The 14,392-nt window shown below is 70.8% G+C and carries 15 protein-coding genes and 1 pseudogene; 6 read left to right on the top strand and 10 right to left on the bottom strand.

The window, feature by feature from the left end; genetic code table 11:
* Window positions 1–124: 124 nt before the first annotated feature.
* The 3 genes from A4X16_RS02910 to cycA form a co-directional block, all read right to left on the bottom strand.
* A complete protein-coding gene (locus tag A4X16_RS02910; protein ID WP_067116057.1) occupies window positions 125–1,054 on the bottom strand; it encodes a J domain-containing protein in 930 nt (309 codons plus the stop codon).
* A 72-nt stretch (window positions 1,055–1,126) separates the two neighbouring features.
* Window positions 1,127–1,777 carry an IMPACT family protein gene (locus A4X16_RS02905; protein WP_067116054.1) on the bottom strand — a complete coding sequence of 217 codons (651 nt, stop codon included), beginning with the start codon at window positions 1,775–1,777 and terminating at the stop codon, window positions 1,127–1,129.
* Window positions 1,774–3,246: a D-serine/D-alanine/glycine transporter gene (cycA, locus tag A4X16_RS02900; protein WP_067116051.1), complete on the bottom strand. Its 1,473-nt coding sequence runs from the start codon at window positions 3,244–3,246 to the stop codon at window positions 1,774–1,776. The genes A4X16_RS02905 and cycA overlap by 4 nt, the downstream gene beginning before the upstream one ends.
* Window positions 3,247–3,394: 148 nt before the next feature.
* On the opposite strand from cycA, the gene A4X16_RS02895 reads away from it, so the two are divergent.
* Window positions 3,395–4,867 carry an MATE family efflux transporter gene (locus tag A4X16_RS02895; RefSeq protein ID WP_067116048.1) on the top strand — a complete coding sequence of 491 codons (1,473 nt, stop codon included), beginning with the start codon at window positions 3,395–3,397 and terminating at the stop codon, window positions 4,865–4,867.
* A gap of 104 nt (window positions 4,868–4,971) precedes the next feature.
* Window positions 4,972–5,391 (top strand): hypothetical protein, encoded by a 420-nt coding sequence (locus A4X16_RS02890; RefSeq protein WP_157559928.1) that lies wholly within the window; start codon window positions 4,972–4,974, stop codon window positions 5,389–5,391.
* 26 nt (window positions 5,392–5,417) lie between these two features.
* Here A4X16_RS02890 and A4X16_RS02885 read toward each other — a convergent pair whose 3' ends face one another.
* Together A4X16_RS02885 and A4X16_RS02880 are read right to left on the bottom strand one after the other, a co-directional pair.
* Window positions 5,418–7,127, bottom strand: coding sequence for an AMP-binding protein (locus A4X16_RS02885; protein WP_067116042.1), 1,710 nt, complete (start codon window positions 7,125–7,127; stop codon window positions 5,418–5,420).
* Window positions 7,128–7,197: 70 nt separating this feature from the next.
* Window positions 7,198–7,347, bottom strand: a pseudogene (locus tag A4X16_RS02880) (acyl-CoA thioesterase); the annotation flags it as partial.
* A 66-nt stretch (window positions 7,348–7,413) separates the two neighbouring features.
* On the opposite strand from A4X16_RS02880, the gene A4X16_RS02875 reads away from it, so the two are divergent.
* Together A4X16_RS02875 and A4X16_RS02870 are read left to right on the top strand one after the other, a co-directional pair.
* Window positions 7,414–8,028: a ClpP family protease gene (locus A4X16_RS02875; protein WP_067116036.1), complete on the top strand. Its 615-nt coding sequence runs from the start codon at window positions 7,414–7,416 to the stop codon at window positions 8,026–8,028.
* Window positions 8,025–8,618: a ClpP family protease gene (locus A4X16_RS02870; RefSeq protein ID WP_067116033.1), complete on the top strand. Its 594-nt coding sequence runs from the start codon at window positions 8,025–8,027 to the stop codon at window positions 8,616–8,618. Before A4X16_RS02875 ends, A4X16_RS02870 begins: the two co-directional genes overlap by 4 nt.
* 27 nt (window positions 8,619–8,645) lie before the next feature.
* Here A4X16_RS02870 and A4X16_RS02865 read toward each other — a convergent pair whose 3' ends face one another.
* The 3 genes from A4X16_RS02865 to A4X16_RS02855 all read right to left on the bottom strand — a co-directional run bounded on the left by A4X16_RS02865 (window position 8,646) and on the right by A4X16_RS02855 (window position 10,231).
* Entirely contained in the window at window positions 8,646–9,029 is a 384-nt protein-coding gene (locus A4X16_RS02865; RefSeq protein WP_067116030.1) for a helix-turn-helix domain-containing protein, read from the bottom strand.
* Window positions 9,030–9,101: 72 nt separating this feature from the next.
* Window positions 9,102–9,560, bottom strand: coding sequence for a MarR family winged helix-turn-helix transcriptional regulator (locus A4X16_RS02860; RefSeq protein ID WP_067116167.1), 459 nt, complete (start codon window positions 9,558–9,560; stop codon window positions 9,102–9,104).
* Between the two features lie 11 nt (window positions 9,561–9,571).
* Window positions 9,572–10,231 (bottom strand): GTP cyclohydrolase II, encoded by a 660-nt coding sequence (locus tag A4X16_RS02855; protein ID WP_067116027.1) that lies wholly within the window; start codon window positions 10,229–10,231, stop codon window positions 9,572–9,574.
* Between the two features lie 118 nt (window positions 10,232–10,349).
* On the opposite strand from A4X16_RS02855, the gene A4X16_RS02850 reads away from it, so the two are divergent.
* Entirely contained in the window at window positions 10,350–11,369 is a 1,020-nt protein-coding gene (locus tag A4X16_RS02850) for a zinc-dependent alcohol dehydrogenase family protein (protein WP_067116024.1), read from the top strand.
* Here the strand turns inward: A4X16_RS02850 and A4X16_RS02845 are convergent.
* Window positions 11,359–12,285, bottom strand: coding sequence for a DMT family transporter (locus A4X16_RS02845; RefSeq protein WP_067116021.1), 927 nt, complete (start codon window positions 12,283–12,285; stop codon window positions 11,359–11,361). The genes A4X16_RS02850 and A4X16_RS02845 overlap by 11 nt on opposite strands.
* Window positions 12,286–12,368: 83 nt before the next feature.
* Here A4X16_RS02845 and A4X16_RS02840 point away from each other — a divergent pair, with 83 nt between their 5' ends.
* Entirely contained in the window at window positions 12,369–13,205 is an 837-nt protein-coding gene (locus A4X16_RS02840) for a sulfurtransferase (RefSeq protein WP_067116019.1), read from the top strand.
* A 27-nt stretch (window positions 13,206–13,232) separates the two neighbouring features.
* Here the strand turns inward: A4X16_RS02840 and A4X16_RS02835 are convergent, their stop codons facing one another.
* Window positions 13,233–14,141 carry a hypothetical protein gene (locus tag A4X16_RS02835; RefSeq protein ID WP_067116016.1) on the bottom strand — a complete coding sequence of 303 codons (909 nt, stop codon included), beginning with the start codon at window positions 14,139–14,141 and terminating at the stop codon, window positions 13,233–13,235.
* Window positions 14,142–14,392 lie beyond the last annotated feature (251 nt).

The raw sequence follows: 14,392 nt of genomic DNA, 5'->3' as shown, positions 1-14,392 counted from the left end.
AGGGGTGCGCCCGGACGGATCACGGACGATGTGACGGATCACGGTCTTCCGGAGGCCGTTCGTCCGGCATCCGTCCGGACGTCCGTCATCCGTCGGGCACAGAAAGAGGGCGACGGGGATGCCGTCAGACGAAGCGCACCGTCTGCTGCAGCCGCGTGCGCACGTCGAACAGCTCGTTGCCGCCGATCGCCCTCGCCCCGGGAACCCCCTGGCGGAGGATCATCCCCAGGGCGCTGCGTCGCACGACGACGACGGGCACGCCGCGGATGCTGCCGAGCGGCGTCACGGCCTGCGCGAGGTCGTCGTCGGGGAGCACGATGATCGCTCCGCCGAACTTCACTCGGGCGGCCTTCGCGACCGCGCGCATGCGGGCGAGCGCCGCGGTGACCGGAGCCCGCGTGCCGAGGCTCGGACCGGTGATCTCGCCGCGGCGGAATCCGACCACTCCGCCGAAGTCCTCCGACATGATGCCGTACAGGCCCGAGGGGCTGAGCACGACGTGATCGAGCTTGTCGTCGGCATCCGCCCCCGTCGCGACGTCGTGCCACACCGTGAAGCCCATCCCGAGCGCGCTCACGGTGCGGGCCGTCGCCTCTTCGGCGAGGGTATCCGCGAGCAGGCGGCGGAGGTCGCGGGGCGCGGAGCGCACGAGCGCCGGGTCGTAGGGATCGGGCACGTCGACGCCACGGCCGACCCACTCGCGGATCAGGTCGAGGTAGCGCTCACGGCGCCATCCGCCGGGATGCCCGTACGAGCGGGCGCGGGGGCGCGTGTCGGTCCGAGCCGCGGTCCGCGGACGCCATCCGGCCGATTCCGTGTCGGTCGGGACGCCCGGATGCGTGCCCGATCGGCGGTCGTACGCGGCCCTGTCCTCGGGAGTGCCGACCAGCTCCCAGGCGCGCTGCACCTGGATGAAGACCGCCGCGTCGCCGCCCGTGTCGGGATGCGTCTGACGCAGACGGAGCCGATAGGCGCGGCGCAGCTCGGCGTGATCGACGTCGGCGTCCACGCCGAGGATCTCGTAGGCCGAGGCCGAGAGCGGACTGTCGAACATCGCTCTCCTTCCGCGACCGCGGCCACCAGGATATCCGGGCTCGCTTGTGGGTCGGCCGTGCGGACCGTCGGCTCAGGCCGGGACGTCGACGATGCGCTCGACGCCGCGCACCGGGATCACAGAGCCGGCGGATGCCGCGGCCAGATCGTCCGCCAGCCGATTGAGTCCGTCGGCGGGCACCCACAGCTCGAGCGTCGCGCGTGCGCCGTACGTCGGGTCGCCGAGTGTGGCGCCGTGATGCAGCGCCCAGTCGCGGAGCAGATTGTCGTAGCGCCCGGCATCCGCATGATCGACGTCGACGGTGACCTGCGTCAGCGACTGCCGATGCACGAGGGCCGCCAGGTCGAGCGCCTCCGACACCGCGGTCGAGTACGCCCGCACGAGTCCTCCGGCTCCGAGCTTCACCCCGCCGAAGTAGCGCGTGACGACCGCGACGATATCCGTGAGCTCGCGGCGCCGCAGCACCTCGAGCATCGGCACGCCGGCCGTCCCCGACGGCTCGCCGTCGTCCGATGACCGCGCCTGATCGCCGAGCAGTCCGGTCACCATCGCCGTGCAGTTGTGCCGCGCATCCCACCAGGTCCTGCGCACGCGGAGGATGACGGCATCCGCGTCGTCGACCGAGCCGACAGGTTCTACGCGCGCGATGAACCGCGACTTCTTGATGACGAGCTCGTGCTCGACCGGCGCCGCGATCGTGGCCGGGTAGCTGCGGGTGCTCACCCCGCGGACTGCTCCGCCTCGTCGCTGCGCAGGTGCGCGATGTGCGCGGCGTGACGCTCGATGTGATGGGGGGACTTCCGCACGAACAGCCAGGCGACGAACAGCACACCGAACCAGATCGGGGTGACGAGCAGCGCGGTCAGGGTGTCGGGCTGCGTTGTCAGCGCCCAGAGGATGAACACGAAGAACGCGAGCACCACGAAGACCATGACGATGCCGCCCGGCATCCGGAACGTCGAGGCCGCTGCCTTCTCGGGGCGCGTCCGGCGGTAGACCAGGTAGCTGCACAGGAAGATCGTCCACACGAACATGAAGCACAGGGCCGAGACCGTCGTGACCATCGAGAAGGCCGTGATGATGTTGTCGCCCGCGTAGATCAGCACCACGCCCGAGAGCAGCAGGATGCACGACAGGAAGAGGGCGTTCTGCGGCACCCGGCGCTTCGACAGGCGGCCGAAGACGCGCGGGGCGTCGCCGTCCTGGGCGAGGCCGAACACCATGCGCGACGTCGAGTAGATGCCGGAGTTGGCGCTCGACATCGCCGACGTCAGCACGACGAGGTTCACCACCGTCGCCGCGATCCCGAGTCCCGCGAGCGCGAACATAGCGATGAAGGGGCTCTCGTCGGCGACGTACTCGGTCCACGGCGTCACGGCCATGAGGATGACGAGGGCGCCCACGTAGAACAGCAGGATGCGGATCGGGATGGCGTTGATCGCCTTCGGCAGGTTGCGCTCCGGGTTCTTGGTCTCGGCCGCGGCTGTGCCCACCAGCTCGACGCCGACGAACGCGAACACCGCGATCTGGAATCCGGCGACGAAGCCCATGAAGCCGTGCGGGAACATGCCGCCGTGGTCCCACAGGTTCGACAGCCTCGCGGTCCCCGCGTCGTGCTGGAACCCGGTGACGATCATCACGATGCCGGTGACGATGAGGGCGACGATCGCGACGATCTTGATGAGGGCGAACCAGAACTCCATCTCGCCGAAGGCGGCGACCGTGGGCAGGTTCAGTGCGAGCAGGATGACCACCACGAGGACGGCGGGGATCCACAGCTGCACTCCGGGGATGAGCACGTTGGTGTACCCGGCGATCGCGATGACGTCGGCGACGCCGGTGACGACCCAGCAGAACCAGTAGGTCCAGCCGGTGAAGAATCCGGCCCAGGGGCCGAGGAGGTCGCTCGCGAAGTCGCTGAACGACTTGTACTTCAGGTTCGACAGCAGCAGCTCGCCCATGGCGCGCATGACGAAGAAGAGCATGAAGCCGATGATCATGTAGACGAAGATCACGGACGGGCCGGCGACAGAGATCGTCTTGCCGCTGCCCATGAACAGTCCGGTGCCGATCGCGCCGCCGATGGCGAGCAGCTGGATGTGCCGGTTGCTCAGGGCCCGCTGCAGGTGCGGCTCGTCGCCGGTCGCGACGCTGTGCGCGCCGACCGTGCCCTTCGTGTTCTGTGTCGTCATCGCTCTGGATCTCCGGTCGTCGAGTGCCGCGTGCTGCGGCGGCATCCTTCCGACCGTACTTCGCAAACTGACCTATGTCCGACCCGAATCGATTCGATATCCTGGAACGGCCCCCGATCGCCCCCCAGTTCTGCGAGCCGCTCTCCTCATGGCCACCTCCCTCACCACGGGCCGTCCGTGGCGTGTCATCCTGTCGTTCTCGATCCCCCTGCTGCTCGGCAACGTCGTGCAGCAGCTGTACCAGTTCGCCGACGCCGTCGTCGTCGGACGGCACCTCGGCGTCGACTCCCTCGCGGCGGTCGGCGCGACCGGCAGCCTGCTGTTCCTCCTCATCGGCTTCGCCTGGGGACTCACGAGCGGCTTCGCGATCCCGATCGCCCAAGCCTTCGGCGCGGGTGACGCCGCCGGCGTGCGGCGGTCGGTCGCGACCGGTGTCATTCTCACGGGCGTCACGAGCGTCGTGCTCACGGTCGTCGCTCCGCTCATCGCGCGCCCCGTGCTCGAACTCCTGCAGACGCCGCCCGAGCTCCTGGCCGAGGCGACGATCTTCACGCAGATCAGCTTCATCGGCGCGAGCGCGACGATGTTCTTCAACTACCTCTCGGCGATCATCCGCGCGATCGGCGACTCCCGCACGCCGCTGATCTTCCTGACCGTCTCGTGCGCCCTCAACGTGGGACTCGTGATCCTCATGGTCGGCCCGCTCGAGTGGGGCGTCGGAGGCGCCGCGCTCGCGACCGTCGTCGCGCAGGCCGTCTCGGTGATCCTCTGCCTCGAGTTCGTGCGCCGGCGCCTGCCCATGCTGCACCTGCGCCGCGCCGACTGGAAGGTCACCCGCGAGGACTACGCCGAGCACCTGCGGCTCGGACTGCCCATGGGGTTCCAGGCCTCGATCATCGCGATCGGCACGCTGACCGTCCAGGTCGCGCTCAACACCCTCGGCTCGGAGGCCGTCGCGGCCTACACCACGGCCTCCCGCGTCGACGGGCTCGCCGTCGCCTTCCTCTCGTCGCTCGGTCTCGCGGCCTCGATGTACGCCGCGCAGAACTACGGAGGACGTCGTCCCGACCGCATCCGCCGCGGCGTCGTGGAGGGCACCTGGATGGCCGTCATCACGGGCGGACTCCTCGGCCTCGTCATCATCGCGTTCGGCACGCCGATGGTGCGCCTCTTCGTCGGCGAGGGCTCGGACGACGTCGTCGAGATGGCGCACCGCATGCTCATCATCAACGGATGCGGATACTGGGCGCTCGGCATCCTGTTCGTGCTCCGCGGCGCGCTGCAGGGTCTCGGACACACCCTCGTCCCTACGGTGACCGGCGTGATCGAGCTGGTCATGCGCGTCGGCGCCGCCGTCGTGCTCGGCGCGCTGATCGGCTTCGACGGCGTCGCGCTCAGCAACCCCCTGGCGTGGCTGGGCGCGATCGTCCTCCTGGTGCCCGCGTACCTCCGCGCGCACCGCGAGCTGGCGCACATGCGGGTCGACCCCGTCGAGGCGACCGAGACGTCCGCGATCGCGATCGTCGGCCCCACCGACGGATCGATGGTGGTCGACGCCGTGCTCACCCAGCCCGTGCGGGTGGTGCGCGGATCGCGGTTCGCGTGGTTGACGCGCCGCTGAACGACGCGTCACGGTTGCGGAACATCATCCTCGAGATGGATGCCGTGTCGACCGGCACTTCGTAATGTTGGTCGTGCGGAGATTCCGCTGACCGGGGGGTCGTCATGACGTCATCGAGGGTGGCACACGAACTGGCATCGATACTGGTGCCGATCGGGATCGTCGGGTCCGTGCTGGCCGTGCTGTGCGCGGTGCTGGCCGCCGTCGCGATCGCACGAGGAGCGGGGGGACTCGCCGGCGGCGCCGTGGGCGTCTGGATACCGGCTGCGGTGCTGAGCCTCGCCGCGACGTTCGCGAGTCAGTGGATCCCGCTGATCGTGTCGGGAGCCGCGCTCGTCGGACTGCTGATCATCGGAGCGGTGGTGCGCGCGATCGTCGCCGCCGGCGAACCGACCAGAGAGGCCGCACGGGCCGCGCGCGTCGAGGAGACCGTCTCCCCGTCCGGCGTCGTCCCGGCTCCGCGGGTCACGACGGCCTCGGTCACGACCGCGACCACGGGCAGCCTGCCTGCTCTCGCCGGCTGACGGCCGGGGGGGGGCGCGACTCCGCCTCAGCGGTAATCGCGGTCGCGATGCTGTCGGGCCTCGTCTCCCGCTCCGACCCGCTCGGCCTCTCGCGCGCGCAGCTCGACCCGACGGATCTTGCCCGAGATCGTCTTCGGCAGCTCGGGGACGAACTCGATGATCCGCACCCACAGGTGCGACGACAGCCGGTCGTGGGCGTACGCGAAGATCGACCGGGCCGCATCCTGCTCGGCGTCGACCGCATCCGCGCGCAGGCAGACGTACGCCTTCGGCACCGCCAGACGGGTCGGGTCGGGGCTCGGGATCACTGCGGCCTCGATCACGAGATCGTGCTCGAGCAGCACCGACTCGAGCTCGAACGGCGAGATCTTGTAGTCCGACGCCTTGAACACGTCGTCCGCGCGGCCGATGTAGGTGAGGTATCCGTCGTCGTCGCGCACGGCGATGTCACCCGTGTGGTGGTAGCCGCCCTCACGGGACTCGGCGGTCTTCTCCGGGTCGCCGTAGTAGCCGGCCATCAGCCCGATCGGACGCGACGCCAGGTCGAGGGCGATCTCGCCCTCGGTCTCCGTGACCGCGCCCGTCGCGGGGTCGAGCAGCACGACCGGATAGCCCGGCAGCGGGCGACCCATCGACCCGACCTTCACGGGCTGCCCGGGCGAGTTGCCGATGCACGCCGTCATCTCCGTCTGCCCGAAGCCGTCGCGGATCGTCCCGCCCCAGGCGTCCCGCACCCGGTCGATCACCTCGGGATTGAGCGGCTCGCCGGCGCCGACGAGCTCGCGCGGCGGATGGGTCAGCCGTGCGAGGTCGGCCTGGATCAGCATCCGCCAGACGGTGGGCGGCGCGCAGAAGGTCGACACGTGGTGCGTGTCCATCACCTGCATCAGGGTGTCGGCGTCGAAGCGGTCGTAGTCGTAGACGAACACCGTCGCCTCGGCCAGGAACGGCGAGTAGAAGCTCGACCACGCGTGCTTGGCCCAGCCCGGCGACGAGATGTTGAGGTGCACGTCGTCGGGACGCACGCCCAGCCACCACATGGTCGACAGATGCCCCACGGGATACGAGACGTGCGTGTGCTGCACGAGCTTCGGACGGCTGGTGGTGCCGCTCGTGAAGTAGAGCAGCGCCGTGTCGTCGGCGGGGGTGGGCGCCTCGGGCGTGAACGTCGACGGCGCGCGCGTCGACTCGTCGAAGCGGGTCCAGTCCGCGGGGACGCCGTCACCGATCCCGATGCGCAGGACGGACGGGTCGATGTCGGCGATGCGCTCGGCGAGGCCTCCCCGCGTGACGATCGCGCGCGCCCTGCCGTGCTCGACGCGGTAGCCGAGGTCGGACGCGGACAGCAGGGTCGACGTCGGGATGGACACGGCGCCGATCTTCGTGATCGCGAGCATCACCTCCCACAGCTCGATGGTGTTGCCGAGCATCACGATCAGGTGGTCGCCGCGGCGGATGCCGAGCGAGGTGAGCCATGCCGCGACCTGGTCGGAGCGCGCGGAGAGCTCCCCGTACGTCCAGGTGCGCACGCTCAGGTCGGCCGACACGATCTGCACCGCAGGGCGGTCGGGGTTCTCGCCGGCCACGACGTCGAACCACTCGAGGGCGAAGTTGAACTCGGCGGGCGCAGGCCAGGTGAAGCCGTCGCGGGCGGCGTCGTAGTCGGTGGCGTGGGTGAAGAGGAAGTCGCGCATCTCGCGGATCGCGGCGGTGGCTGCGGTGGCGCTGCGGCTCATTCGGGGCTCCCTTGCTCGGCGGACGCGTGTCCATCCTCGCATCGGCGGGCGCGCCGGCGCCGCATCCTCCCTACGGCAGGCGGATCGTCCCCGTGGCGATGCGCTCCGTCGGCATCCGATCGCGGTTGTACGTGATCTCGCTGTATCCGTGCGGAGTCGGCACGCCGTCGTCGTCCAGGCTGACGAACACGATCTTCTCGATCGTGAGGATGCGCCGCTGCCGAGGGCGGATCCGCCCGAGGCGGATCTCGGTGCCGGCCGGCATCCGGCGGCGGATGCTGGTGCCATGAGCGAAGACACCCCCCTCCCGCAGTTCGGGCCCGAGGCCCGACGCGCGCTGTTCCACGAGCGCGTGCTCGTGCTCGACGGCGCCCTCGACGACGACAACGGCACCCTGCTCATGACGCAGCTGCTCACGCTGTCGGCCGAGGACCCGACCACCGACATCGCCCTCTGGATCCACTCGCCCGGAGGGTCCGTCCCCGCGATGCTCGCGATCCGCGACCTCATGAAGATGGTCCCGAACGACGTGTCGACCCTCGCGCTCGGACTCGCGTGCAGCGCGGGCCAGTTCCTGCTCTCGGGCGGCGCACCCGGAAAACGGCGCGCGCTGCCGCACGCGCGCATCCTCATGCACCAGGGCTCGGCGGGGATCGCCGGCTCGGCGGTCGAGATCGAGACGCAGGCCGACGACCTCCGCCACATGAGGGACACGGTGCTCGGGCTCATCGCCGACGACACGGGCCAGCCCATCGAGCGCATCTTCGAGGACTCCCTGCACGACCGCTGGTACACCGCGGATCAGGCGCGGGAGTACGGCTTCATCGACGGCATCGTCGACGCGGTCTCGCAGATCATGCCGCGACGACGGGCGCGGGTCGGGCTGGGGGCGGACGCATGAGCGGCTACACGATCCCGAACGTCATCGCGCAGCATCCGCGCGGCGAACGGATCATGGACGTCTATTCGCACCTGCTCGCCGAGCGGGTGATCTACCTCGGCACAGGCATCGACGCGGGTGTCGCGAACGCGCTCATCGCGCAGCTGCTGCACCTCGACGCCGACAGTCCGGAGTCGCCCGTGCAGCTGTACGTCAACAGCGAGGGCGGCGACCCGGGTGCGGCCCTCGCGATCTACGACACCATGCAGCACGTGCGGCCCGCGATCGCCACCACCTGCGTCGGTCAGGCGATCGGTCCGGCGGCGCTGCTCGTCGCGGCGGGAGCACCCGGGCAGCGGTCGGCTCTGGCGCACGCGCGCATCGTGCTCCACCAGCCGGCGGGGCAGTCGCGCGGGGCGATCCCCGATCTCATCCTCGCGGCCGATGAGGTCGTGCGGGTGCGCGCGGACCTCGAGGCGATCCTCGCCCGGCACACCGGTCGCCCGGTCGCCGCGCTGCGAGCCGACACCGACCGGGATCGCGTCTTCACGGCATCCGCCGCGCTCGACTACGGCCTGATCGACACGGTGCTCGGGGAGAGGGCGGGGTAGCCCGCCGGCTCCCCGTCGCGGATGCGGTCAGGCGGCGAGGGCGAAGGACGCGGATCCCGACGGCACAGCGACGGCCGGCGCCGCGACGGACGACAGGGCGGCGGATGCCCGAGCGGATGCCGGAGCGGCCGTTCCGCGCAGATCGTCGGCGACCGCGCTGGTCAGCTCGATCAGCGACGACTCCAGCGCTCCGGCGATCGCGGCGATCATCTCGCTCGACGGCTCCTTGAGTCCGCGCTCGACCTCCGACAGATACTGGGGCGAGACGCCCGCCCTCTCGGCGGTCTCGGTCAGCGTCTCATCGCGGTCGTGTCGTCGACGGCGCAGCTGGTCGCCGAGGAGGTGGCGCCAGAGCGGCTCGGGGTCGGAGGTGCGGCGGGGTGCGCGGGGGAACGGGACGAGGTCGGCCATGCCTCACGATATGCCGCGGGTGCCCGACGCTCCGAGCGGTTCTGCTCAGAGCAGAACGGCGCGCGACGCCGGTCAGAGGGCCGCGGTGACGCCGGGCAGCAGCCTGGTCATGATCGCGCCGAGCTGCTCCCGCTCCTCCGCGGAGAGCGGAGCGAGGATCAGCTCGCGGATCTGCGCCACGTGCACGGGCGCCGCACCGCGCAGCAGGTCGCGCCCGGCATCCGTCAGCGCCGCCGTCAGCGTGCGCTTGTCGGTGCTGCACGACGTGCGCGTCACCCACCCGCGTTCCTCGAGCGAGTCGATCGCGTGGCTGAGCCGCGATCGGCTGAGGCCGGCGATCTGCGCGAGCTCGGTCATCGGCACGGCGCGGCCGGACTGGCCGGCGAGTGTCACCAGGATCGCGTAGTGCGCGTGCTTCAGACCGGTCTCGGCCTTCAGGGTGCGGTCGAGCACCTGGGGGAGCAGCTGCACGAAGCGGATCGTCGGCAGCCAGGTCGCCATCTCGGCGTCTGTCAGCTGCCGGTCGCTCATCACCGCGTCCGTCACGCCGCCGAGAGGTCGATGGTGTGCGACGTGTGGTCGCGCTTCGCCTCGAGGTAGCGGTGGTTCGCGTCGGAGAGGTGCACGGCCGTGCGGACCTGCTCGGTGACGCGGATGCCGAGCGCCGCCAGATGCTCGCCCTTGTCGGGGTTGTTGCTCAGCAGGCGGATGCCGTCGGCGCCGACCGCGTGCAGCATCTGCGCGGCCACGGTGTAGTCGCGCTCGTCCTCGCCGCGGCCGAGCGCGACGTTCGCCTCGTAGGTGTCGAGGCCGGCGTCCTGCAGCGCATAGGCGTCGAGCTTCGCGTACAGTCCGATGCCGCGTCCCTCCTGACGCAGGTAGAGCAGGAAGCCGCCCTCGTCCGCGATGCGCTCCACGGCCTCGCGCAGCTGGGGACCGCAGTCGCACCGCTCGGAGCCGAACACGTCGCCCGTGAGGCACTCGCTGTGCGGACGCACGAGAGGCGCCTCGCCGCCGTCGCGGGCGCGATCGAGCGCCGCGCGCCAGTCGCCGAGTCCGAGCAGGAGGTGCTCCCGACCGTCGACCAGCCCGTCGAAGGTCACGACGTCGGCGGTCGTCGAGTAGCCGTCGGAGAAGCGCATCGGCACGCGCACCCGGGTCCGTTCGCTGGCGACCGGGACGACGGTTGAAGTTTCAATCATGTGGGGTCCAACGCGGGCGCGACGCTTCTATTCCCTCCCAGGGGAGTTTCGCCAGGGCCTCCCGCGCGGAACCGGAGGAGGCGTCTACTGGAAGGACCAGAACGAAGGAGCACCACTCATGCGTGGAGTAGTCATGTACGCGCCGGGCGACGTCCGCGTCGAAGAGCGCGAGAAGCCGACCGTCACCCGCCCGACCGATGCGGTGATCCGGCTCGCCGCGACGTGCATCTGCGGGTCCGATCTGTGGCCGTACCGAGGGGCGAACGACGTCGACCACGACCCGATGGGGCACGAGTACGTCGGCGTGGTCGAGGAGATCGGCGCCGACGTGACGACCGTGAAGGTCGGGGACTTCGTCGTCGGCTCGTTCATGGCCTCGGACAACACCTGCGAGATCTGCCGGGCCGGATACCAGTCCCGCTGCGTCCACGTGGTCCCGATGGGGCGCTTCGGCACCCAGGCCGAGTACACGCTCGTGCCGCACGCCGACGGCACGCTCGTCGCGACGCCCGGGCAGCCGGACGCCGATCTCATCCCGTCGCTGCTCGCGGCATCCGACGTGCTGGGCACCGGCTGGTTCGCCGCGGTCGCCGCGGAGGCGGGCCCGGGCAAGACGGTCGCGGTCGTCGGAGACGGCGCGGTGGGGCTGCTCGGAATCCTGGCCGCGCGCGAGCTCGGCGCCGAGCGGATCATCGCCATGAGCCGGCATGCCGATCGCCAGGCCCTGGCCCGCGAGTTCGGAGCGACCGACATCGTCGAGGAACGCGGAGACGAGGGCGTGGCTCGCATCAAGGAGCTGACGAACGGGCTCGGCGCGCACTCGGTGATCGAGGCGGTCGGCACGCAGGAGTCGATGATGCAGGCGATCCGCGCGACCCGTCCCGGCGGGCACGTGGGGTACGTCGGGGTCTCGCACGACGTCGCCCTGCCCGGGGAGGAGCTCTTCTTCTCGGGCGTGCACCTGCATGGCGGACCGGCTCCCGTGCGGCGCTTCCTGCCCGACCTCATCCAGCGCATCTGGGACCGCCGCATCGACCCCGGCCGGGTGTTCGATCTCACGCTCCCCCTCGAGGAGGCCGCCGAGGGCTATCGCGCGATGGATGAGCGTCGGGCGACGAAGGTGCTGCTCACGGTCTGAGCGCGGATCCCGCCGGGGACACGGGTCGCTCCGGCGGGCGGCGCCGGCGGATGAGCTTCAGCTCGCTCGCCAGGATGCCGACGACCACGAGCGCGCCGCCGATCAGCGCGGTCGCCGGCAGCCGCTCGCCGGCGATCCGTCCGATGACGGCGGCCCACACGGGCTCGGCGGCGTAGATGATCGTCGCGCGAGTCGGGGAGACAGATCTCTGCGCCCAGTTCATCGTGAGCTGGATGATGCAGCTCGCCGCGCCGAGACCGACCGCGCAGCCGACCCAGATCCACGAGAACTCCGGGATCCGCTCGCCCGCCACCGGCATGGTGAGAAGACCCAGGACGCCGGCGGTCAGCAGCTGGACCACGGTGATGCGCCCCAGGTCGATCCTTCCCGCGAACAGGCTGATCAGGATGATCTCCGCCGCGATCGGCAGCGTGCTGATCATGGTCATGATCTCGCCGGTCCCGAGGGTCAGCGAGAGCGCGTCGGGGCCGGCGATGAGAACGAGGCCGACGAAGGCGAGCGCCGCCCCGACGAACGCCATCGCCGGCGGTCGTCTGCGGAACACGGCCCACTGCGCGAGGGGCACCAGCGGCACGTACATGGCGGTGATGAAGGCGGACGTGCTGGAGTCGATCGTCTGCAGTCCCACCGTCTGCAGGCCGTAGCCCAGGTAGATCATCACGCCGATCGCGACGCCAGCGCCCACGTCCCGCCAGCGGATGCCGCGCAGCGCGCGCCGGAACAGGACGACGCTGATCGCTCCCGCGACGAGGAACCGGATGCCGACGAAGAACCACGGCCCCGCGTGCTCCATCGCCCAGTGCACGAGGAGGAACGTGCTTCCCCAGATCGCGGTGATGACCAGCAGGGCGGCCTCCTGCGGGCGCAGGCGCATCCAGCGCAGACGAGCGGGCATGCGGTCCTCCCTCGACGCGGCCTCGTCGAGCCTAACGCGACGCGTGCGGCGACGTCGTCGGCGAGGCTGGGTAGCCTCGCAGGATGAGCAACTTCGTCAGCGCGTCCGAACTGAACGACCTCCTGGCGTCGCCGACGCCGGTCCGGGTGATCGACGTGCGCTGGCGACTCGACCGGCCGGACGGCCGCTCCGACTACCTCGAGGGTCACATCCCCGGGGCGGTGTACGTGCCGCTCGACACGGAGCTCGCGACGCACGGCCGGCCGTCCGACGGTCGGCATCCGCTCCCGTCCACGCAGACGCTGCAGGAGGCGGCGCGCCGCTGGGGCGTGCACGACGGAGACGTCGTGGTCGCGTACGACGACGCGAAGGGCCTCGGCGCATCGCGGGCGTGGTGGCTGCTGCGGCAGGGCGGCGTGGACGTCCGGGTGCTCGACGGCGGCATCCGCGCCTGGACCGCCGCGGGCCTGCCGGTGGCGACCGACGACGTGCGCCCGGACGAGGGCGACGTCGTGCTCGAGGAGATCGGCGCGGACGCGATCACGATCGACGAGGCGGCGGCGTTCCCCGACGCGGGGGTGCTGCTCGACGTGCGTGCACCCGAGAGGTACCGCGGCGATCACGAACCGCTCGATCCGATCGCCGGGCACATCCCCGGCGCCGTGAACCTGCCGATGGCCGCGCACCTGGACCCCGAGGGCAGGATCCTCGACATGCACACCCTGCAGGCGGGCTTCGCCGCCGTCGGCGTGACGGCGGGGACACCGGTGGCCGCGTACTGCGGTTCCGGGATCACGGCGGCCCATACGGCGCTGGTGCTCGACGAGGCGGGCATCACGGCGAAGGTCTTCCCCGGCTCATGGAGTCAGTGGTCGAACACGCCGGGCCGACCCGTCGCGCGCGGCGAGCAGCCCGGCTGACCGGAGGCCGTCGCGGGCGGCGCCGGGTCAGCGTCCGTCGTCGAAGCTCCAGCTGAGACCGAGAGCGCCGGGGCCGAACGCCCGTCGCACCTGGTGCACCGACGTCCGCCCCTCGAGGAACAGCTCGGTCGTCGTCAGCCCCCTCGGCGTCTCGACGCGCTCCTCGAGTCGGTCCGGCAGGGCGTCGGGGTGGAAGCGCGTCCACACGAGCAGCTCCCGGCACTGCCGGGCGAGGGCATGGCCGGTCTCCCGCTGCGGCGGGAACCCGGTCGGATACTCGACCGACCACTCCACGATCGAGGTCTCGGGGGCCGTGAGCGGCACGTCGAGTTCGAACAGCACGCCGTGCACCTCCCCGTTCGGATGCGAGTAGTGGGCGGCGATCCGTCCGCCGGACACGGCCGTGAAGACCGGAGGCGGGGTGCTCATGCCGGGGTTGAGCTCCAGGAGGGGGAGCGACGAGACGGTCCCCACGGTGGACTGCAGGATGCTGCGGGTCATCGAGAAGGCGATGTTGCCGTCGGCACCCACGTCGGTGACCGAGTGGGTGGTGAGCTCGCGCGAGGTGTCGGGGTACTCGGCGCCGAGGGCCGCGAACGCGTCCTTCACCGCCTCCTCGAGCTCCCGCTCGTCGAGGGGGAACTGGTTGGGCCCGAGCGGCCCTGTGCGGTTGGTCGTGCCGAGCAGGGCGGTGAGCGCGCCCGGCTCGAGGTTGAGCAGCTCCTCGATGTCGCCGAGCGCCGCCATCGACTGCGCTCCCTCGGGGCGCCGTGCGCCCGACCGCCAGTAGCTGAGGGTCGCCATCGACACCCGATTGCCGCGGACCTTGAGCTGCTCATGCAGGCGGGCGAGAGTGAGGCCGCGCTCGTTGATCGCGTCGCGGAAGGAACCGGCGAACCCCTCGGCCGCCTTCCGGATCCCGCTTTCCATACTCATCACAGCACCCCTCCGGTATGTGAAGACCCGCGCCCTAGAGTGAGCTTACGACCACTCAGGCATCGCGTAGGGGACGAGGTGCTGTTTCTGGGGTCACAAGGCTGTTCCGTCGCAAGCAGGGTGCCCGACCTTGCGAGGGGGAGCCTGACGCAGTGTCGCCCCCGTCGCTGCGTGTTGTCGCGGGGTCTGACGTCCGATCTGGGGAGGTCCGTCGGACCCCGCGAACATCCTCGCCCGGGGCGTCCGCACCC

The organism is Microbacterium sp. H83 (assembly GCF_001650405.1).
Classification (GTDB): Bacteria; Actinomycetota; Actinomycetes; order Actinomycetales; family Microbacteriaceae; genus Microbacterium.
Note: the sequence above shows the minus strand (reverse complement) of the source record. Positions and strands in the feature narration are given on the sequence as shown.

What these genes read in the sequence shown, in the direction of transcription:
- A4X16_RS02875 (WP_067116036.1), top strand. Translation starts at nt 7,414, where the DNA reads ATGAGCGAAGACACCCCCCTCCCGCAGTTCGGGCCCGAGGCCCGACGC.
- A4X16_RS02885 (WP_067116042.1), bottom strand. Translation starts at nt 7,127, where the DNA reads ATGAGCCGCAGCGCCACCGCAGCCACCGCCGCGATCCGCGAGATGCGC.
- A4X16_RS02895 (WP_067116048.1), top strand. Translation starts at nt 3,395, where the DNA reads ATGGCCACCTCCCTCACCACGGGCCGTCCGTGGCGTGTCATCCTGTCG.
- A4X16_RS02850 (WP_067116024.1), top strand. Translation starts at nt 10,350, where the DNA reads ATGCGTGGAGTAGTCATGTACGCGCCGGGCGACGTCCGCGTCGAAGAG.
- A4X16_RS02835 (WP_067116016.1), bottom strand. Translation starts at nt 14,141, where the DNA reads ATGAGTATGGAAAGCGGGATCCGGAAGGCGGCCGAGGGGTTCGCCGGT.
- cycA (WP_067116051.1), bottom strand. Translation starts at nt 3,246, where the DNA reads ATGACGACACAGAACACGAAGGGCACGGTCGGCGCGCACAGCGTCGCG.
- A4X16_RS02840 (WP_067116019.1), top strand. Translation starts at nt 12,369, where the DNA reads ATGAGCAACTTCGTCAGCGCGTCCGAACTGAACGACCTCCTGGCGTCG.
- A4X16_RS02845 (WP_067116021.1), bottom strand. Translation starts at nt 12,285, where the DNA reads ATGCCCGCTCGTCTGCGCTGGATGCGCCTGCGCCCGCAGGAGGCCGCC.
- A4X16_RS02865 (WP_067116030.1), bottom strand. Translation starts at nt 9,029, where the DNA reads ATGGCCGACCTCGTCCCGTTCCCCCGCGCACCCCGCCGCACCTCCGAC.
- A4X16_RS02855 (WP_067116027.1), bottom strand. Translation starts at nt 10,231, where the DNA reads ATGATTGAAACTTCAACCGTCGTCCCGGTCGCCAGCGAACGGACCCGG.
- A4X16_RS02870 (WP_067116033.1), top strand. Translation starts at nt 8,025, where the DNA reads ATGAGCGGCTACACGATCCCGAACGTCATCGCGCAGCATCCGCGCGGC.
- A4X16_RS02890 (WP_157559928.1), top strand. Translation starts at nt 4,972, where the DNA reads ATGACGTCATCGAGGGTGGCACACGAACTGGCATCGATACTGGTGCCG.
- A4X16_RS02910 (WP_067116057.1), bottom strand. Translation starts at nt 1,054, where the DNA reads ATGTTCGACAGTCCGCTCTCGGCCTCGGCCTACGAGATCCTCGGCGTG.
- A4X16_RS02860 (WP_067116167.1), bottom strand. Translation starts at nt 9,560, where the DNA reads ATGAGCGACCGGCAGCTGACAGACGCCGAGATGGCGACCTGGCTGCCG.